This is a genomic window from Stieleria sedimenti (genome assembly GCF_025060895.1).
GTDB lineage: Bacteria > Planctomycetota > Planctomycetia > Pirellulales > Pirellulaceae > Stieleria > Stieleria sedimenti.
The window spans coordinates 95,653-115,896 of the sequence record NZ_JANZKV010000087.1 but is presented as its reverse complement, the minus strand read 5'-3'; the positions used below and the strand labels follow the sequence as shown (position 1 = coordinate 115,896).

At 60.0% G+C, this 20,244-nt stretch carries 11 protein-coding genes; 2 read left to right on the top strand and 9 right to left on the bottom strand.

All coding sequences use genetic code 11. The annotated features are described in order from the left end of the window. Positions 1-40: 40 nt before the first annotated feature. The 5 genes from NZK35_RS12965 to NZK35_RS12945 all read right to left on the bottom strand — a co-directional run bounded on the left by NZK35_RS12965 (position 41) and on the right by NZK35_RS12945 (position 8,310). Positions 41-1,090, bottom strand: coding sequence for an endonuclease/exonuclease/phosphatase family protein (locus tag NZK35_RS12965; RefSeq protein ID WP_259632958.1), 1,050 nt, complete (start codon positions 1,088-1,090; stop codon positions 41-43). 124 nt (positions 1,091-1,214) lie between these two features. Next, complete coding sequence (locus NZK35_RS12960; RefSeq protein WP_259632957.1) at positions 1,215-3,527, bottom strand: efflux RND transporter periplasmic adaptor subunit; 2,313 nt, start codon at positions 3,525-3,527, stop codon at positions 1,215-1,217. Between the two features lie 9 nt (positions 3,528-3,536). Then, positions 3,537-4,802: an efflux RND transporter periplasmic adaptor subunit gene (locus tag NZK35_RS12955; protein WP_259632956.1), complete on the bottom strand. Its 1,266-nt coding sequence runs from the start codon at positions 4,800-4,802 to the stop codon at positions 3,537-3,539. A 140-nt stretch (positions 4,803-4,942) separates the two neighbouring features. Beyond that, positions 4,943-5,974: an efflux RND transporter periplasmic adaptor subunit gene (locus NZK35_RS12950; protein WP_259632955.1), complete on the bottom strand. Its 1,032-nt coding sequence runs from the start codon at positions 5,972-5,974 to the stop codon at positions 4,943-4,945. 83 nt (positions 5,975-6,057) lie between these two features. Further along, on the bottom strand, positions 6,058-8,310 hold the full coding sequence (locus NZK35_RS12945; protein WP_259632954.1) for a TolC family protein: 2,253 nt from the start codon (positions 8,308-8,310) through the stop codon (positions 6,058-6,060). A gap of 591 nt (positions 8,311-8,901) precedes the next feature. Between NZK35_RS12945 and NZK35_RS12940 the strand changes: the two genes are divergently transcribed. Together NZK35_RS12940 and NZK35_RS12935 are read left to right on the top strand one after the other, a co-directional pair. Further along, positions 8,902-11,208 carry a diguanylate cyclase gene (locus tag NZK35_RS12940; RefSeq protein WP_259632953.1) on the top strand — a complete coding sequence of 769 codons (2,307 nt, stop codon included), beginning with the start codon at positions 8,902-8,904 and terminating at the stop codon, positions 11,206-11,208. A gap of 324 nt (positions 11,209-11,532) precedes the next feature. After that, positions 11,533-12,717 carry a GIY-YIG nuclease family protein gene (locus tag NZK35_RS12935; RefSeq protein WP_259632952.1) on the top strand — a complete coding sequence of 395 codons (1,185 nt, stop codon included), beginning with the start codon at positions 11,533-11,535 and terminating at the stop codon, positions 12,715-12,717. A 78-nt stretch (positions 12,718-12,795) separates the two neighbouring features. Here NZK35_RS12935 and NZK35_RS12930 read toward each other — a convergent pair whose 3' ends face one another. The 4 genes from NZK35_RS12930 to NZK35_RS12915 all read right to left on the bottom strand — a co-directional run bounded on the left by NZK35_RS12930 (position 12,796) and on the right by NZK35_RS12915 (position 19,827). Continuing rightward, positions 12,796-14,055, bottom strand: coding sequence for an outer membrane protein assembly factor BamB family protein (locus tag NZK35_RS12930; RefSeq protein ID WP_259632951.1), 1,260 nt, complete (start codon positions 14,053-14,055; stop codon positions 12,796-12,798). A 295-nt stretch (positions 14,056-14,350) separates the two neighbouring features. Then, the gene (locus tag NZK35_RS12925; RefSeq protein ID WP_259632950.1) at positions 14,351-15,610 is read right to left on the bottom strand and encodes a Gfo/Idh/MocA family protein; all 1,260 of its coding nucleotides are present in this window, start codon (positions 15,608-15,610) and stop codon (positions 14,351-14,353) included. Positions 15,611-16,229: 619 nt separating this feature from the next. After that, on the bottom strand, positions 16,230-17,027 hold the full coding sequence (locus tag NZK35_RS12920) for a tetratricopeptide repeat protein (protein WP_259632949.1): 798 nt from the start codon (positions 17,025-17,027) through the stop codon (positions 16,230-16,232). A gap of 79 nt (positions 17,028-17,106) precedes the next feature. Next, the gene (locus NZK35_RS12915) at positions 17,107-19,827 is read right to left on the bottom strand and encodes a hypothetical protein (protein ID WP_259632948.1); all 2,721 of its coding nucleotides are present in this window, start codon (positions 19,825-19,827) and stop codon (positions 17,107-17,109) included. Between the last annotated feature and the right edge of the window lie 417 nt (positions 19,828-20,244).

Genomic DNA, 20,244 nt, shown 5'->3' with positions numbered 1-20,244 from the left:
TCACAAAAACGACAGCCCGCGAGCGCCGCGGCGACCTTCGCTACCGCGGCGTCTGCCCCGAGAAACCATCCCTGGCTGCATGCCCATCCGGCAATCGCTTCAGCTGGACACTGACGCTGCGGTGATCCGATCCGACGTCCGGTCCCACGCGATAGCTCGCACATTCGAGCGACCGGCTGATCAAGATGTGATCCAGCACCAACCCCATCGGAAAACGGGAACCACCGGCGTACCAGGTCGGCGTGATGGCAAGCCCTTGCCTGGCCCGCCGCAGCCCCGACCGTCGTTCAAATTCGCCGAAATGCGGTGACCAGGGCGTCACGTTCAAATCCCCCATCACAATGATCGGCTGCTCAGGGGCTCGTTTTTGCGCTCGGTGAATTCGTTCGCCAAGCAAATGCAAGTGTTCATTGCGCGAGCGAAACTGGCGAGCGCCCATCGGTGGTAAGGGATGCGTCGCGATCAATCGATATCCGAGACACTCGACTTCGATCGACTTGACGTATTCGTTCAGTTCGAAGGCGTCGGAACTCGCGAACGGGTGTTTGCCGTAGACGCCGATTCCAAAATTCCCCTGATCCTGTGGACGCGTCAAGGCGTGCGGGTACTCGGTACTCAATTGTTCCGTCAAGAAATCGTCTAGTCCGCGACTGAGCTCCAGGATCGCGACCACGTCCGGATCGACCTCACGGATCTCGTCCAACACCCGCCGATACGACCGGTTGCTGGTCAACACATTCATGGTCATCACGCGCAGCAATGGCTCACCGCCCGGTGCGGTCATCGGGTCGGGAATCAGTTGAGCAAACAGGGAAGCGAATTGCACCATGAAACAGACTGCGGCGATCCACGCGAAGCGAGACTGCCTGGCCATCGTGCACAGGGCAATCACGGCCACAATGGCGATCCATTGCTGGGTCCTCAGATTGGCAAGCAGGTCCGACACCCAGAACCAACGGGCGAACAGGGTCGCGACTGTCACCAGCACAACCGCCAGACAGGCCAACCGCGCCAGCGCCGCGAACACATTCGTCAGCAGTGAGGAGCGTATGGGCGTTTCGATTTCCGGCGGGTCAGACGGTTCATTCATCAATGGCGATTCACTTCCGATTGCTTCGTCGCGACCAACGACTAGTATTCCGTGTCACCGTGGTTTTCGGGTAGGTCATGCTGTGCATGACGTACTTATTGTCACGCAAGGGGATCCCGCAGCACTAACGCGACTGCAGGTGATCCCAGATTCGTGAGACCAGACTGCGATCATCCGGGATGGTCAGACGCCCGATTTGCCCCGATTGTACCGCCAAACTGGTCAACGGATCCAATGGCAACACAGACCGCAACTGCGGATGAACCAACTCGTTCGACTCCGATTGCTGTAGCAACTGCACCGCCAACGGGCCGCCGGCTGTCGCCGCCAAGGCGGGATGCGGCAGGGTGCGACTGGCGGAAGGTTGTAGATCCTGCAGCGGCGCCGTAATCGAAACGCCGCCCCGCAGACGGATCGAAGCGACTTGCTTGGACGAGGATGCCTTTTTGTAGGCTTCCAGAGTGTCTTCGGCGACGATTGCCAAGATTTCCTTTTCCTGGGGATCGGAAACCCGCAACAGTTCTTCGCCCTGTTTGACGTATCGCCCCAATAGCTGGTTGGTTGCCGGTGTGGTGATCTTTCCGCTGCGGGTCGCCACGATGCGCATGCTATCGATCTGTTCGTCGATCTCGGCAAGCCGGCGTTCCAAACTTTCGGCGTTCTGCTGCGCCACCTTGGAAAGGGCGAGCTCGCTACGCTGACGATGCTGAATCGCCTTGGCCGACTCGACGTCACGCTGATCCATCAGCTGATCACGTTGGAGCACCAGCTCCGGCTGATCGAGTTCCAGCAACAAGGTTCCCCGCTCGACGCGATCACCACACCGTACAAAGACCGACGTCACAAACGCATCCACGGGGGCACGGGCGATTTGTTCCTCTTGGAACTGGACCACCACCGGCACGCGTCGCGCCAGCGGCGAACTCTGCACCGTCGCATACTGAACGACAAGACAGACCACGGTGCAGACGCCAATCAGACGCCGTTGATAGAAATTCAATCCCCAACCGTTTCGTGGCTCGAGTTTCCAGATCTTGATCAGCCATCGCAACAGGGGTAAGACGCCCCACATCGTCGTGGCCACGATCGCGATTAAGATTCCGAAACCTCTGGCCCACGTGGCGATGGCAAACACCAAACCCGACATCCAAACAATCTGAAACACCACCGAGCACAATGCATGAAAGGCGGCAAAGTCTCTTCGCCAACCGGTCAAGGGGCTTTCGGGCATCCGGATGCGAAACAGCAAGGCCTCGATCATCGCCCCCAATCGTGCCCGTCCGTGTGCGCGCAGATTAGGGATCTCCAGTAAATCGCTTAACACATAGTAGCCGTCCAAACGTAACAGTGGATTCGCATTGACCAAAATGGTCGCCGGCCCCGCGACCAGAAAGACCTGGGCGGCGAGATGTTTGGTGAATCCGACGGGACAGAACCACCACAGCAACGCGGCGGCGGCTCCGATGGCGAGTTCCACATAGACGCCGGCCAACGCGATTTGCACGCGATCCCGGCGTCGCACCAGTTTCCATGCATCGGTCACGTCCACATAGGCTAGTGGAGCGAACAGGAAAAACATGATCCCCATCCGTCCGACACGAACGCCATGGTATTTCGCACACACCGCATGTCCACATTCGTGAACGACTTTCAACACGCACCACAAGACAGCCAGGACCAACCACAATTGTTGATCAAAGACACGACGCACCTCCGCCGAGAAGGCGTCGGCGTTGGACCACACCACGCTGACTCCAGCTCCCACGAGCACCGCCCAGGCGACGATCGCGGGAACGCCAAACAGGGCCCCGAAGCCGGGCAGCAGTTTCGTGGCAATCCGGTCGCCGTCGGCAAGTGGAAAACGCTGCGTCAGCAACCCGCCGAGGAGTCGCAGCGTCACGCCGAACCACCGCTTCGGAGGTGCCGATGCAGTCTTGGCCGATGCCGCTCCGTTTGATGCAGTCTCGGAATCCGTGGGTGCCGCGTCGACTTTTCCGGGGGCCGGATCCGCCGCCTGGCCGGTTCCCCCGGTTCCCCCGGTTCCCCCGGTTCCCCCGGTTCCCCCGGTTCCCCCGGTTCCCCCGGTTCCCCCGGTGGTCCGGGCGTCGCAGGCCGCGGTGACGACGACCGCCAATCGGTGTTGCGTCAACTCCTTGGCGAACGCGATCACATCGACTTCGGACCACAACAAACCGTCGTGCTGCAGTTGGCGGTAGATTTCGCCGAGCGTCCGCGCACCATCCATCAACGTCACGGCATGATATTCACGGGCGCCGAAACGATAGAATTTTCCGGTCCGACGGTCGTGCCCAACATAAACCGGTTGTGCGCGTCGTCCACGGGACGAAAACTCCACCGCCGGATCGACTTTCACGATGACCGACAACGGGTCAATCGCGGCTCCGTCTTGTGTCGAATGGCTGGATTGATCGTCCATAGAAATGTCTCAGTACCCGATCCACCACAACGATTTCTCCCAGCCCGAACGGACCATCGACCAGAGCCAGGGACGAACGGGACCATACGCGATCGCATCGCCTCGCATTCCCGGACGAAGCGTTCCGGCTCGATTGTCGACATGGATGTGCGCGACAAACACATTTTGATCGTCGCGCAGCTCGGCGCTCGGGTACACCGCATCGATCGGTTGTTCAATCGGATCTCCTTCGGCGGCTGTCAGCCGGACGCGAGCCAACGTCCCCTTGTCGACGTAGCTGATCTCATATTCGGGGATCTCCAGCTCGATCAGCATTTCATTGAGAGGTGCGATCTCCAACACCGCTTGCCCCGTTTCCAACGGCGCACCAATGGATCGGTTCAGATCGCCCAACACGATGACGCCATCGATCGGGCTGGTCACGTTGAGACGATCCAGACGACTCAGCAGCAGGTCACGTTGTCGGTTCAATTCTCGGATCTTCAACTTGGCCTGCTGTGATTCGGCTACACGACCGCCGACCATCGCGACGTCGCGTTCCTTCAGCACCTGACCGATCTGAGCTTCCACCGTTTCCAGTTCCAGGCGGAGCGGACGGCCATCGAGCGAGATCAGCACATCGCCCTGTTGGACGGCATCGCCGGGTTGGACGTGGGTCGACAACAACGTGGCGTCAAACGGCGCCGATACAATCCGCGAATGTTTGGGGCGGACGAGCGTGGTGCAACGCACGCGATAGGAAACCGGCCAAATCGCCAGCAGCAACACGGCCAGTCCGGCGAACCCCAAGCATATGCGTGTACTCAAACCGCTTTGGGCCAGCCATCGCGACAGTTGTGCCGCCACCCCGCCGCTGCGACTCCAAATGATCGCCCGCAGGGCCGGCAGCGCACGTCGCAGCCATGTTCGGTCGGCAGCCGTCACCGGAACTCCGTCGATCCACAACACGCAACGGCCCAGCCCGACGTCGTCATCCAGGTTCAAACGAATCGCATCGCTGTCTTTTTGCTCGTTGTTCGCAGCGAGTGCCGTTGGAACCGAGGGTCGGGTCGGAACCGGCGTTGCCTCTTCATCCCAGCTTTCGGCTGCGTTTTGATAGAGTTCACTTGCGGGCCCCAGCCAACCAAGCCGGCTTTCATACAATCGCCGCAATCGTGTTGTTCCGATTCCACACCGCACGCTGCTTGCGGGGAATTGCTCGGCGATGCATTGCACCAATGCAATGACCGCTTCGGATTGATCGTCAGCCGCCGCGGCCACTTCGATCAAAGACACCGTTTTGGCCCAATCCGCCGACGTACCAGACTCTGCCCGAGTCGCGTCCCGCCGCGCAGCATCGCTATCCGGCGATGCTGACGCCGTTCCGCTGTGGGCCGTCGTTGCCGACCCAGCGTTGAGCAAAGGGGGCCTGGTGCTCATCGGATTCGCGACACCCCGTTTTGGCTGGCGGGAACATTGGAAGAGCCGTTGGCACCGATACGCCGTGTCACCGGCAATTGGATCCGTTCCTGATGTGCCGTTTGGTTTCGTGCAGGCCTCATCCGGCACCGGTCGCCTGCTCGAAGCGCACCGTTCTCGTTGTCCAACAACACCTTGACCATGATCGTGCCGCTTTCCCCGTCGATGTCGGGTGCAATCGACGCGACTTCCCCACGTACGCTCCTTGACGCGCTGACCATGAAGACCTGAACTTGATCGCCCTGTCGAATCATGCCGATTTCTTCGACCGGGACGTTGAACACCCCGTAGATCTGATCGAGCACCACCAACCGAATCACAGCCGGATCTGCCGGCGTGATGTACTCGCCGGGGGCATGGAAAAGTTCGGCGACCACTCCGTCCATCGGCGCGAGCACTTTACGCCGCCGCAATTGCAATTCGTAGCGTGACAGTTCCAGTTTTCGAAGCTGGTCCTGTTCCACCGCGTTCAATTCGCGGGACTTCGCAATTTCCCAGTCTGCGTAGGCTCGCTTCAATTCGTCGGGACGGGCAATGTCTTGATCGGCCAACGATTGCAATTGCTCGAAACGCAACTTCATCAGCGCCGTTTCTGCCTTGGCGGCGTCGGTTTCGCCGTGCATTTGCGCCCGCCAGCGAGCCGTCGCCACCGCTTCGACTTGCAATCCGTCTTCCAGTTTGGCCACGATCTGCCCCTTGGAAACACGATCGCCGATTTTGACATTCACCTCTTCCAAACGCCCGATTTCTGTCGCGGCGACAAGAATATCAAACTTGGGGATGGTGAAACCTTCGTAATCGATGGTGACCGAGCCGCCCCGCAGGCCTTGCGGGGAACGAGAGGTTGGTGAATAACCGGCGTTGTCTTGCGCGATCACGGTCGCTGAGACAATCACCAGCCCGCAACTCAGCAACGCGAAGACGACCGTCGCAGTGATCGGGGGCCGCTTCGATCGCGTTCGTTTGGTGTGGTTTGGAGTGAACTTCATGACGGTCATGCGATTCGGTGGTGTCTTTGGAATGTTGACGGTTTTGTACGCCCGGGGCGCGGTGTGGGGTGACGCGGTCGTCGCTATCGCGCCCAGCCCGCAGATGGTGTCCGCCAGTCGGCGCGCTGCGGTGGCGGAGGCTGCGTTGGGGTCCCGCGTGCGTCACCGGAGCGAAGGGCCGCAGCGCTCGAATCCCGCTGCCAGACGCTCGACGCATTCGCGTCCCAGCCCCTTGGCAGCTTTGCCGACGGCTGTGGTTGCTGTGGTGTTGTAGGTGGCTGTTGCGGCGTGGGTTGTGCTTGCGGTGCCCGTTGAGGCGCTGGCGTGGACGCGGGAGTTGCTGTCGGCCGACCGATGCGTCGCGGCACCGCGACCTTCCGCGGTGCTTGATCGGCCGACTCGCTATCGTTGCGGATCGGGCTCTCACTCTCCGCGGGCACCGACGGGGTCGGCGACTCGTCAGCCTGTGTGAACGGGAGCCGCGTCGGGGTTTGCTTGACGGTGGATGCGGCACGCTGCAGTCCATCCACCCCAGACAGATCACGCGGACTCGACGGGTGCGTTTCCGGCTCCGTCTGAGTTTCACTGCCGGCTTCGTCGGAGGGGACAAACACGGTAGATTGATAGTCGTCGTGCAAGAAGTTGATCTCACCGGAACAGTCCGATTGCACGGGCCGAACCCCCTCGTTGATCAACAGCGTTCCCATCGCGCGTTGCAGTTGCACCAGCGCGATCATGTACGCCGATTCCACCTTCACCAGATCCTTTTCCGCATCGGTCCGACGTTGCTGTGCGTCGAGCAGGTTCTCCAGTTTGATGCCGACGCGAGAATCATCGCCCCCAATGATCCGCCACTGGACCGTTAAGATGTTCTCTTCGGTCACCGCGGTCGACAGCACGTTGCGTTTGCTGATCAGTTGTTTTTCAAACCGTTCCAGATCGATCAATGCGGTTTCGACGTCGAACTGGGTTTGCTGGATTACCTCACGCAACTTCTGGGATCGCTCACGCGCCCTCAACAAGGCTTCACGGTGCTGAGCGCGAAACGCCCGTCGTCCCCGCGGCAGCTCGAATTCCAGCCCCGTCGAGATCCCGGGGGCATTGTCAAACTGTTCGCCGAACGACCGGGCGACCTTGCTGGCGCCGTTGAGCTGCGACAAGTATCCGTTGAAGACCCAGTTGAGCTGTGGTTCCAGTTCAGCCCGAGCGACGCGCAGCTCCAACGCCGAGAGTTCGACGTCATATGTCGCGGCGCGAACCTCGGGCCGGTTTTGAAGCGCCTGTGCGACGGCATCACGCAAGTTCCACCGCACCCCGTCGATCAGCGGAGCCGCCATCGGAATCAGTTCCAAATCGCTGTCCGCCCCGATCATCGCTTCACTCCCCACCAGGGCAGCCAGCCGTGCCTGTTGCTTCTTCAGATCTGCTTCCAGGTCGATGACCTGGTCGGCGCGACGTGCCACCCGCTGCTTGGCCTTGGTGATCTCGATCAAGGCGGCGTCGAAATCTTTGCGGCTGACCAACAACCGTTCAATGTTGCGGCTGCGGGCGAGCAATTCGCGTTGCTGGGTCAGCTGAGCTCGCGCCTCGTACAATTTCCAATAAGCGGCGATGACATCGGCGATCCGTTGCTCGACCGCACCCCGCATGTCTTGCCATGCGACCCGGCTTTCGATCCGAGCCTGGGTGACCAACCGCTCGTTGTAATATCGCCCGCCGCGCGACAACAGCGGCTTGGTCAAACTGAGACTCAGCCGTGCATTCCCCTGGTCTCGTGGGACAAAGAAGGAGCTGTTGCTATCCAAGAAACCGATTTCCTGGTTCCATTCCAACTCAGTCCCGGTCCGTGTTTTCTTGCGCACGCCGCCGCTAAAGTTCAGCGACTTTTCACGCAACCGGTCTGCGCCACCGGTTGTGAGGGTATTCCCCACGGGATCATTGGTCGCCCCGAGGTTGCCACTCAACAGGATCGTCGAGTCGAATTCGGCGTCCTGCTGAACAATCCGTTGGAACGTGGAACTCGCTTCATAGCCAACGCTCAAGATGCGGGGGCTATGGGCGAGGGTATCCAGCAGGATCGTTTCAAGGTCAAACCGGACCCAGCGATCGCGATCGAGCACTTGCTGGGTGACTCGATCGGTCCACCACTGCATCGGCGCCGTTTCCCCGGCAAGTGTCGGATCAGGCAGAGGCGAAATTGGAGCCGGGGGCAATCGCTTCGGCAGGCTCCCGACCGCGGGCGTTGATGCGGCCGTCGCAGGGCGATTCGCTTGCGGAGTCCCCAACCCTCGGCTGCCCGTCGGCGGTTCGGCATACACACCTGGCACGATCGTCATGGCGGACACCATGACAAGCGCGAAGCGTTTATGCAGATCGAATCCCGTCCGTGGCATCAAATTCTCGTCTAGGTCCTTCACGAAAGCGCATTCCATGCGGCTTGCAGGGGCACGCAACCTCAGGATCGGTCGCAACGATGATTCGGATCGATCCGCCACGACGAATCGGCGTGTTCACGGCAGCCCGGTCAAGGACAATCGTCACAGTCGTCAAGGCCTGCCATTTGCCAGCATTGGGGCATGCCCTGAAGACAAAATCACCCCGCCCTACAGAAGTAGATGCCAAAAGCCATCCATGGCAGCGACTGACGCTCGCCGGCCGTCACGATCCGCACAACCTCTCATCGCGGCGCGATCCCGTTTTCTTTTCGTGTGCCGGAAGACTTGCTGGCGATTCCCCGCTCCCATGCCCATAGGCGCAAGCAAAACTTGGCTCACTACCGGGGTGGCGACACCCCAAGCTGACCACATCACCTCATTTTCGCCTAAAGCTGCACCTTGGGTAGGGTCTATCTCCAATCGATTCGCCTCGCAATTGCGTTGGTCTGCCTCGGTGCTAGCCTGATTTTGGCTAGTCACTGGTTCGGGCTAATGCCTGATGTGACGAAGATCGAAAGTGCGTCACGGCGACGACTCAGCGAAGCCGTCGCGGTCAACGCGGCGGCCCACGTTCGAAAACAACAGTGGGTGGACCTGCGTGCGACGGCCGAAACACTCGTCCATCGCGACGACGAACTGCTTTCCATCGGGGTTCGCAGTAAGCACGGGGACTTGAAGGTCAATGCCGGCCACCACGACGATCTGTGGCGTCACGTGGCAAACGACAGCCGGGGAATCGACGCCATCACCGTGCCGATCACTCTGAACCGACGCGAATGGGGCGAGGTCGAGTTTTGTTTTCACGCCCCCGACCAATCGACGTTTGGCGCGATTGCCGAACATCCCCTGATGCGTTTGTTGGCGTTTTACTGCATCACCGGACTGTTCGGGTACACGCTATTTGTGGGCAAAGTCATGAGGGTGTTCAGTACCACCCAGGTCGTGCCCGAACGCGTTCGCCAAGCCCTCGACACGCTCGCCGAAGGCCTGTTGGTGTTGGACGAGAAAGCCAAGATCGTGCTGGCCAACCGGGCGTTCGCCGAAACGGTCGATGTGCCGACCGAGTTGTTGGTCGAATCGCGTGCGAACGAATTACCTTGGACGTTTGAGCACGACCAGTCCAAGAACGATTTCCCCTGGATGACCGCGATCGACGAGTCCGCCACGATCACCGAACAGATTCTGCATCTGAATGTCGGCGACGGCGTCGAACGCATTTTCTCGGTCAACGCGGCTCCGATCGGTGGCGGAAACGCGCGACGCGGAGCGTTGGCGACCTTCCGTGACGTGACCCATATCGAAGAGCATCGCAAACAGCTCGAAGCGATGCTGTCGATGCTGCGTGAAAGTCGCGATGAGATCGAAGAGAAAAACCGAGAATTGGAAATCCTGGCGACCACCGATGCACTGACCGGCTGCCTGAACCGTCGCGCCTTTTTCGAACGGTTCGGCCATCTCTGGAAAATGGCCGCTGCGGAACAGAAACCGCTTTCGTGCATCATGTTCGACAACGATCACTTCAAACGCGTCAACGATACCTACGGGCACGGTGTCGGCGATGACGTGTTGCGTGAAGTGTCTCGTGTGCTCAGAGAAACCCACGGCGATCACGGGCTGGTTTGCCGCTACGGTGGTGAAGAATTCTGCGTCTTGTTACCCGGCATTGATTTTGAGGACGCCCTCGACTTGGCCGAACAAACCAGGGCGTCGATCGAGCAAATCACCTTCAAAGAACCCGCTCAACTTCGCTTGACCGCCAGCGTCGGGGTGTCGGAAACACGCTTCAACGCCTCCGATCCCCAGGAGCTGATCAATCAAGCCGATGTTTGCCTGTACGCAGCCAAACGGGGCGGACGCAACTGCGTGATTCCCTACAGCCCGGAACTTTCGCAAATGGATGGCGAAGAACCCGACTCGCGGGAGCGCGCCGAAATTCCCTACCAGGCGGTCACGGCGCTGATCGCTTCGCTTTCCTACCGCGACGCCGCCACCGCACAACACAGCCGCCGTGTGGCGGACCTCTGTTCCCGCGTCTCCAAACAGTACATGGACTCGGCCAGCCAATACGTTCTGGAGATCGCCGCGCTGCTTCACGACATCGGCAAAGTCGGTGTCTCCGACGAGATCCTTCTTAAACGCGGAAAACTCAGCCCCGACGAAATGGAATTGATCGCCTGGCATGATCGCATCGGCGTTGAGCTGATCGAGACTGCGTTCGAGTGCCAAGAGCTGACCGAAACCGTCCAGTTTCGGCAAGCACATTTTGACGGTTCGGGTCGCTTCCGAAATTTGCCCGTCGGCACGGAAATCCCCATCGGGGCGCGCATCCTGTCGATCTGTGACAGCTATGACTCGATGGTTTCCGACCGCGTCTACCGCGACGGTTGCTCGCATCAAGTTGCCATCGAGGAATTGCGACGCTACGCCGGATCTCAGTTCGATCCCGAATTGGTGGAGCACTTCGCCAGCGTCATCACCAGCAAACCCGAGCCCGACGCGACGATCAATAGCGAAGCCGCCATTCAAATCGGTTTTCAAGTCGAACGCCTCGCCGCGGCCATCGATAGCCAAGACACCGAGGGAATGCAGACGCTGGCGGAACGTTTGGGAATGTACGCCCGTCGCTGTGACATCGATTCGATCGCCAAAGCCGCTGATCGCATCCGCCAGCGAGCCAGCGAACAAGAGATCTCCTGGCTCGACCTGCTGCGCGACACCAACGAACTGCTCGAGCTGTGCCGCACCACCCAATCGGAACTCATCGAGCACCAACACGAAAACGATTCCCCGGTCGGCTAGCATCTCCCGCCACCCCCACGCCACCGGCTCACGCCACGTGCCATCGACTTTGGCTCTCAAGGTGTTAGCGGAACGNNNNGCCCTACCGCTAACAAAAAATACCCCGCTTGGCGTCAAGGTAGCTGGCATTGGGCTCACGCCACGTGCTGAGATGTCATCCCAGCGGGACGCGTCAGCGACCGGCCTGTGATCCCGCCACCCAACCATTTGCCAGCAAATCGCCCCCAAACCCTGTGCTGGAAACTGCGATTTTCAACTGGCCCCTTCATCGGTCATACTGACGGGATTGATCGCGGGTGAAGAAATCTCAGGGAAGGGTTCCAAGTGGACGTGCTATCGCCAAATCACGACGAATTTGGATTCGGGGTCGATCCCTTCAATCCGCGCGTTGCTCGTCCGGTCGAAGCCGTCGGGGCCACGACCAAAGAAAAGCTGAAACGCCAAATCCGCCAATCCTGCCCCAGGGTGCCGGGTGTTTACGGCATGCTCGATCGTTCCGGGAATCTGATCTACGTCGGCAAGAGCAAGTCGCTGCGAAATCGGCTGCTCAGCTATTTCAGCGATGCCAATGAAGACGAGAAAGGCGGACGGATCATCGAAAACACCCGAGCGATTCAGTGGGAGACGCAACCGAGTGAGTTTGCGGCCTTGCTGCGCGAACAACAGCTCATTCGCCAATTCACGCCGCGATGGAACGTCCAAGGCGTTCCCAAACGTCAACGGCCGGTCTACCTGTGCCTGGGACGTGCGCCGGCACCCCAGTTCTTCCTTTCGCCCAAAATCCCCAAAGACTACATCGCACTGCAGGGACCATTCTTCGGTGCCAAACGGATGGCCAACGCCGTCGACGCACTCAACAAAGTGTTTCGGTTGCGAGATTGCAGCCAACAACAAACCTTCGAGTTTGCCGAACAGCTTTCACTGTTCCAAATCGATCATCGCCCCGGCTGTCTGCGGTTGGAATTGAACACCTGCCTGGGTCCTTGTGCGGCCGCTTGCACACGCAGCGAATACGCCAGCCAAGTCAACGCGGCGGAAAGCTTTCTGGATGGATTCAATGATGAACCGTTGATTGCGCTCCAGGATCAGATGGAATCCGCTTCGGCCAATCGACAATACGAACTCGCCGGCAGGGCGTACCAGACGCTCAAATCGCTTCGCTACGTGCACCGCAAACTGACCCTATTGGCCAACGCACGCCGCAAATTCAGCTTTGTCTACGCGGTCCCGGGTTATGACGGATGCCACACCTGGTACCTGATTCACTGCGGCGAAGTCAGCGCCGTCGCAGCCACACCGATCGGTCGAGACGGTTATCAAGCGATCAAGCCGATCGTCAACAGCTGGAAAGCCACCCTGGAAAGCGCCGCCGACCGCGGCCACGGCCCGTTCCCGTACACGCTCGGCACGGTCGCATCCTGGTTCAAAAAAAATCCCGCCGAACTCGATCGCACCTTCGCGCCCGACCAAGCCGGACGAAAGTACTATCGCAAATCCATGACCGCCTAGCCAAAAAGGTGTCCGACACCTTTTTGGCAAACAAGGCAACATAGGAGCATGGGGTCAGCTGACAGCGCGGAGTGAATTTCAGTCCGCGACCTTGATCAATGCGCGTTCGCCGCGAAAGTACAGGGCGTTGCCGCTGACGGCCGGGCTGGCCAACACCGACTCGCCCAGCTCCGATTCCCCGATCACTTCGCCCTTGTCGCCTTGATCCTCCACGACGATGACCTTTCCGTCCGAACCGACGATGTAGATTCCCGTCGCTGTCATCACCGGAGTGGCCCAAACGTTACTCAACTTACCGAGCCGGGCCTGCCAGAGGATCGATCCGTCGCTGATCGAACCGGCCATCAAGGTGCTCCCGCGTCCCATGTAGATTCGATCGTTCGATGCGACCGGACTGCAGCGTTGCGGGCGAAGCTTGTTACTCTGCCACTGGATCGTCGCCACGGCATCTTCACCCACCGTCTCCGCCGCACTCAATCGGATCGCCGTGGTGGATTGTCCGGGAACGATGATGTAGGGCGAGGCAAACGTACTCGACGCGGTTCCATCGCCGGAGACGTCAAATCGTTTGAGCACTTTGCCGGTTTTGACATCCACCAATTCCACTCCCCGGCCGTTGTGCATCGCGACGGCCGAAAGGCCATCGTCGGTTTGAACCGGTTGCGGGGACGACCAGTTGGACGACGCGTTTCGCGCGTTGGTCCACAAGATCTCGCCGGACTCCGCATCGATCCCCGCCGCAAACGAGTCGCCTTGGTTTTCAAGCTGCACCACGACCACACCGTCGACGACGACCGGTGAACTGCTCATGCTGATGTCGTTGCCCGTCTTGGGACGGTCGATTGCCAATGCTCGATACCACACCAAGTGCCCGGCGAGATCATAGCAGACCAGGTCGCAGCTGCTGAACAATGCAAAGATACGCTCGCCGTCGCTCGCCGGCGTGGGGGACGCATTGGAGCTGGTCGGGTGCGTGAACGGTCGGCCGGTCGCACGCATGGGCCGTGACCACTGCATTGTTCCATCGGCGACCGAATAAGATTCGACATACAGATCCCGTTCGTCTTCTCCGCCGCATCCGGTCACGATCACTTGATCCCCGATGACCAACGGGCCGCCAATTCCACGCCCCGTCGTCGCCACCCGCCACGCAACGTTCTTGCCGGACTCGGCATCAAATTCGGCGGGGGTTCTCGCTTCGGGCGCAAACGAGCGACCGTCGCCGCGAAACCCGAGCCAATCGTCGGCATCGACGCGGCAAGAAGTCAACGCGAGTGCGACGGCGGCGACACAACAGATCGAAAATCGAGAGCGGAGCATTTTGAACCTGAAAGGCATTGAGTGATTCGTGAGGATTCGGAGTGTCAGGTCAACCGCGAGCAGTCGCGAGCCTTGCCCGGGGCAGTTTAAAGCATTCCAAGCTCTTCTGCAGGATGTCCTCCCACCGCCTAAAGCTCAATCCCGCTAAGTTAAGCTNNGCTTCTCTTAGCGGTATTGGCCTAAATCTTTCGAGCAGATTTTAGACTCGAGAGCCACTCTCCCTGGCAGGGAGGGTCGAGCAAAGCGAGGGGAGGGTCGAACGGCAAATTGCAAGTCCAAATTCACCGTTCAAAAAGCTAAGCGACCCGCCAACCTACGCCCAATCTCGCTCGGGGCGGAACCGCAATCGGTTTGCCTCGTCATCGCCGACGAACGTCTCCGTCGACGGATCCATCCGTAGCTTCCGCTGCAGCAACCAGGACAACGCGGCGGCGTGGGATGCGGTGTGCGATCGACGCATGACGATATGGTTTGCGTTGGGCAACTGACGAGACTTGATGCAGTCCAAGAAATTCCTCGAATGAGCCTCCACGTCCAAACCGGACTCCTTCTTCGGCAATTGCGGCAACCCTCTGCCGATCGATTCGGGCTTGATCACGATGCCGCCGCTATCGCCGACTTCGACCGACCCCTCGGTGCCTTCGAAACGAACCGGACAGGTGCCCAACGATTGCACCCAGCCGGGACGCTCACCGAACGGCGTTTCCAGGAAATGGATTCTCAGTTCCACACCGTTTTCGTAGCGCGCCGTGATGCCTGTTTCATCCGGCGAGTACTCCACGGGAATCGTGTCATCGGATTGGTTGGCCCACTGACACAGGTCCACGGTATGGGCGCCCCAATCGAGCAACCGTGCACCCGAATCAAAATCAACGTAACCCCGCCAACGGCCGTTGACGTAGTCTTGATGAAAGGGTCGCCACGCTGCCGGGCCGAGCCACATGTTCCAGTCGCAGACCTTGGGATCCGGCGTCGGTTGTCCCGGCAACCAGGTCGTGTTGATCTCGGGAATGTAAACCGTGGCGTGCAGCTTCTGAAGCTTGCCGAGTTTTCCCGTCTGAGCCAGCTCGACGGCCTGGGCAAAGTTCGCGACCGTGCGCCGTTGCGTCCCGGCTTGAAAGACGCGTCCGGTTCGGGCAATGGTGTCCGAGAGCCGGCGGCACAAATCGATTGTGATCCCACACGGCTTTTCACTGTAAACATCTTTGCCGGCTTCGGCGGCCAACATCGACGCGGTCGCGTGCCATCGATCGCCGGTCGCAATCAGGACCGCATCGATGTCCTTGCGGTCGAGTACCCTGCGAAAGTCAATCACGGTTTCGCAGTTCGTGTCGCCGTACTGCTGATCGACCAACTGTTTGCCTTGCTCACGGCGCGAGGCTTGGACATCGGCGATGGTCACGCACTCCACGTCCGCATGCTTGAGCATCCCTCCCAACACATAACGGCAGCGCGGCCCGATCCCGATCACGCCTAAACGGATGCGTTCACTGGCGGCGGCACTGGCCGGGACGGGACGCATGGCGGTCCCCAGGGCAACATGAGAAACCGCGGCAAGGCCGGCAGCTTTCAAAAGAGTTCTTCGGTTTGACATGACAATGGTGATCGCTGACGAAAAATGCGAGGGAGGGGGGGAACCAGGGATGTCAATTATAGCAGCCGCAACGCACGACAATGGGTGACCGCAGAGCGACATCGATCCCACGGGCATTGCCCCAAAACCGAGTACGAACAACTCGTTCGTCATACCCGCCCCGGCAAAATACCGTCTTCCCCGAGGCGTAAGCTTCCAGATGCAACGGACCGGACCTTCGGCCCTCATCGCGCGTGTTTTTTCCCGTTACCCAGCCCTTCGGACTGGGCTAGGTAAACCCATGGGCCGTTGGCCCGAAATCCAGGGCCAACGGCCCGGTCCATTGCCTAGCCCAGCCCAACGGGCTGGGTAATTCGGACATCCATGTCCACGCAGGGCCAACGGCCCGGCCATTTGTTCGCCGCGAGGATGCAACCGACCGGACCTTCGGCCCTCATCGCGAGTGTTTTTTCCATAACCCAGCCCTTCGGACTGGGCTAGGTAGACCCATGGGCCGTTGGCCCGAAATTCAGGGCCAACTGCCCGGCCCATTGCCCAACCGAGCCCATCGGTTGATTGGCGAACGGGTACTTCTGTCTCACTGATGTTTACAGCGGGATCAACCGAACAGCCCTTTCTTGGGCAGGATGGATGTGGGGCTTCCGACCGCCTTTTCAGATTTTTTGACGGCTTTGCGGAATTCCTTGTCGTTGCCGAACTCGGGGATTCGAGCCAACAGATCCTTGAACTCTTCCAGCGCCTCTTCGTGCATTTCCTTGGCTTGGTAGGCGTTGGCCAACATGTAGAACAGTGATGGGTCGTAGAAGTCGGCCGACTTGCGCAGTGGCTCAAAGTACTTCGCGGCCTCGTTCGGGTTGCCCGACTGAAGTGCGTCGACGCCTTGGATCCGTTTGCTGGTCGGATGCGCGGGGTCCAACGCGATCGCCTGGTCGAAACAACGATTGGACAACTCGGTCTGTCCTTGACGTTCGTACCAAGACCCGATGTCGATCAGGGTGTCGAAGTCCTTGGCATGCTGCTTGGCGGTAGCCGCCGCAAGCTCCATCGCTTCGTCAAGCTGATTGAAGACCGTCATGCTCTGCAGCAACTCGAGCGCCTTCGACGGGTCGTCCATGTTCTCCGCCAAGCTCGCCAACCCGTTCTCCAAGTTCTCTTCTCTGATCCGCTCCCATTCTTTGAGCGGCATCACACGGTGCCGCCGACAGGCCGAACATTCCCCGATGATCTGTTTCTTTCCCAGCGGGATGACTGGGATGAACAGCACCACGACGTAGTAACCGGTCTCGTAGTCGGTCAGCGTCACATGTCGCTGGCATGATTCACAGATACCGCCATAAACCCGCGGGTTTTTTCGACCGTAGTACTGGGTCCCAATTCCATTGATGGTCGTTGGCATGCGTGACGGCTCGGGATTTGTATCTTGCGTGGGTAGGAGTGATAGCCAACAGCGTAAACAAAATGCGAACGTGCCGGAGCTAGGGAGTGATACTCCGCAAGGGAAGTGCGGGCAACGGGGCGGGATCCCAGACGCGAATTCCCACTTCGTCGACCACGGCTTCTCCATCGCCGATCACTTCAAACATCACGCGCACCTCCGTCTCTCCGGTGCTTTGCCGATACAGACGAATCGGAGTCCAGTCGGTGGCGCCGCGAACTAAGATCCCCATCTCTTGGCCGCCTAAATCGTCATAGACTAAAATCCCCTGGTGCGGCGCACCGAACCCGATCGTGCGAATCATCGCATCGACACGAACGGCCTGGTTGGGCTGAATCCTGACCGTGGGGCTGGAGAGAATCGCGATCGTCCCTTCATAGCCGCCGCCGAGTGACTCACCGGCCGTCGCGGCGGCGGACAGAGTGATCGCGCCTTGGCCGCTGAAGAATCCGCGGGACATCCAGCGGGCGTCGGACTGCGCCCGAACCAGTTTTCGCTGCCCAAACGTCCAACCACCGGACGACAAGACATCGGGCCGGTCCAGGCCGCCCGTGGCGATCAAGTTCTCGCTCCAACCCTCGTCGCGCATCAGGGGCTGCCACGCCGTTTGTAGAGTCGGACGTCCTTCATCGATCGGCGGGCTGCTGACGTGCCGCGGTGAGAACGATGGCAGGGTTCCCGACAGCAGCGCCTGGGAAAGCTGCAGACTGGATCGAACCGACCAGGCATCGGCGCGGCGAGAGAGTCGCAAGGTGGCTTCGGCGTCGCCGGCACGAAAAACAGCCTCGGCGTCATCGAGCGTCCGGCGCGCCGCGGTAAGCAGGTCGACCGGCATGATCGCCTCGGTCGCGCCGGAACTGACGGCATGATCCCAGTCTTGACGAATCTGACGGACCTGATCGCCGCACAACTGCCACCGATCCGAAGCCGCCCTGGCGGCAAAGCGTCGCGCGGATTGGTCAAGCCGGGCACCCAGAGACGAATCGGCACTGATCACGATGACTTCCGCGACATCCGGTGAAACGATCTCGACCCGGGCACCGGTTGGCGTCGGGGCGATGTCGATCCGCTGGGCCGAAAAATTGGTCAAACGCCACGCGGTGCGATGCACCATCTCCGGCGGCAACAAGATCTCGACGGCCCGCCCGTCGCCCGCTAGGACCTGATCGCGAACCGACTGGTCTGACGTCAACAGCAAGAACTGGTCTCCGTCGGCATCCAATCGGCCACAGCGATAGGCGGCGCCGCGAATCCGATAGGGCGCAGCCGGCCGTGACGAGGCGATCCACGGCCCCATCATGGCCACAAATCGATTGACATAGCTGAGCGCCATCGACCGCTGGTGGGCGAACACCGACCCGGAGACGAGCGACTCGTGTGACCGAAACACGATCGCGCGCGGTGATTGTTCGAGCGATTGAACAACTTGGGTGAACATCGAATGCCAGCGAAAGTTTCCTCCCGGTGGCGCCCCGATCGCAGCACTGATCGATCGATTCATCTCCGCCAACTTTTTCGGCGGCGACGATTCGATCGCAACAGCCACTTCGGTGCCACTGCCGATTCGGGCGCGACGATCCTGGTACAGCAGCGTCTGTTCCGCAGCCAACAGTCCCCGACTGCGGAGCGCTGCATCGGAAACGATCGCATCGGCGATGGACGCATATCCCGCCCAACGTTCAACCGGCGCGATCACGATCGGGCGTTGCCAGGTCTCGGGGAACAGTCGCAGACGCCGAACGGTTTGATCGGTTTGGGAAACACGAGAGTTATCCAACGCGACGCCGCCGCCGAGGTACCAAGCCATCACGGGATCGAGCAGCGCGGCGATCGCAGGATCGGGGGCCACCGGTGGCGGTGCATAAACGAGCAATTGCGACTGGATCGCGTCACGCAACAAATCCGCGGTCGGAGGACGCGACAACAAGACCGCATCGAAGCCCAACGAGCGAACCCAGTCGAGTGGTTCCCCACGATGTTCCAGGATACGAATCACATTGTTTTGTGGAAACGCCGACACGATGACGCGTTGACCGGAGCGTTCTGGCTGAGCGGCTGGGCGTCGCATCTGCAACAATCGCGGCGCTTGAAGCGAATCGATTTCGACAGGGGCGTCAACGGTTTCCGTTTCACGACTCGGCGGAACCATCTCGACGCGGCCATGATCCCCCACCGGGATCATTCCGCGAACGGACACCTGGTCGATCCGCAACGTCGTCGTCCCGGGACCGCTGTAGGCGTTGATCGCAATCGCATCGATGTAAGGATTCTTGACGTTCGCATCACTTCCGTGGACGGAGCGCAGCTTTGCCATCTTGATTCGCAGCTCGCGTTCCACATTGCCGATCCCAAGCGATTGAAATTTGCCGGGGTGCTCATAGGTCGCACCATAAATGATCGCCGCGACGGGGCGTCGGGTCTGTGGATCTCGGACGAACGGAAACCGGACGCGGAAGCCGACCCGTGCGCCCTGGCGGGCGCTCATGATCGAAACGTTGGCCACCAGATCATTGAACGCGCGGACCGGTTCGATCGGATAGATCAAAATCGACTCACTGCCGACGCCGGCTTGAAACGTCAACGACTCGCAACCGCCACCATCAACCCCGCCACCGGCGACGTTCTTGTGATCGATCACACGCGCGTCGCAATCGGAAGTGTCCAGGTGCCAACGGGGCGGATAGGCATCCAGCGAATCAAACAGATCGGCTCGCGCGGGCGAGCCGTCCAAGACACCGAAAACGGAGACAAGTACAGCCATCAAGATCGCAGCGGGGGACGGCTGCGGGGACGTTCCGACCGGTGGCACGGACGCGTCTTTTTCGCTCTTTGCGCGCTCCACACCACCCGGCCTGCGGGCCTGCGGTGGGATCCCGGAGCGTTCGCCCGACGGCAAGCTTTGCCGAGCCCGAACGACTGACAACACTTTCGGACGCGGCACTCGGTATTTGAACTTCAATTGTTGACCCAAATCTGCGTTGCCCAAACAATCAGCAGGACGACGGGGACGTCGCTATCGGAGCAACCACTGATAGCCTGCCGGTGACTCGTGTAACAAAGTGTGCGGTTGACGCGACGATGTAGAGAAAACTCCACATCCCGTCGCAACCCGTCGCTTACTACGTAAGACGTTTGTGTATCAAGATTTAGGGTGCCAAGCCAAGCCGAAACGGTGTTG

Bases quoted from the DNA above. Each gene is read 5' to 3' on its own strand.
- NZK35_RS12965 (WP_259632958.1), bottom strand. From the start codon at position 1,090: ATGAATGAACCGTCTGACCCGCCGGAAATCGAAACGCCCATACGCTCC.
- NZK35_RS12930 (WP_259632951.1), bottom strand. From the start codon at position 14,055: ATGCCTTTCAGGTTCAAAATGCTCCGCTCTCGATTTTCGATCTGTTGT.
- NZK35_RS12940 (WP_259632953.1), top strand. From the start codon at position 8,902: ATGCCTGATGTGACGAAGATCGAAAGTGCGTCACGGCGACGACTCAGC.
- NZK35_RS12960 (WP_259632957.1), bottom strand. From the start codon at position 3,527: ATGGACGATCAATCCAGCCATTCGACACAAGACGGAGCCGCGATTGAC.
- NZK35_RS12950 (WP_259632955.1), bottom strand. From the start codon at position 5,974: ATGAAGTTCACTCCAAACCACACCAAACGAACGCGATCGAAGCGGCCC.
- NZK35_RS12915 (WP_259632948.1), bottom strand. From the start codon at position 19,827: ATGGCTGTACTTGTCTCCGTTTTCGGTGTCTTGGACGGCTCGCCCGCG.
- NZK35_RS12945 (WP_259632954.1), bottom strand. From the start codon at position 8,310: ATGACGATCGTGCCAGGTGTGTATGCCGAACCGCCGACGGGCAGCCGA.
- NZK35_RS12920 (WP_259632949.1), bottom strand. From the start codon at position 17,027: ATGCCAACGACCATCAATGGAATTGGGACCCAGTACTACGGTCGAAAA.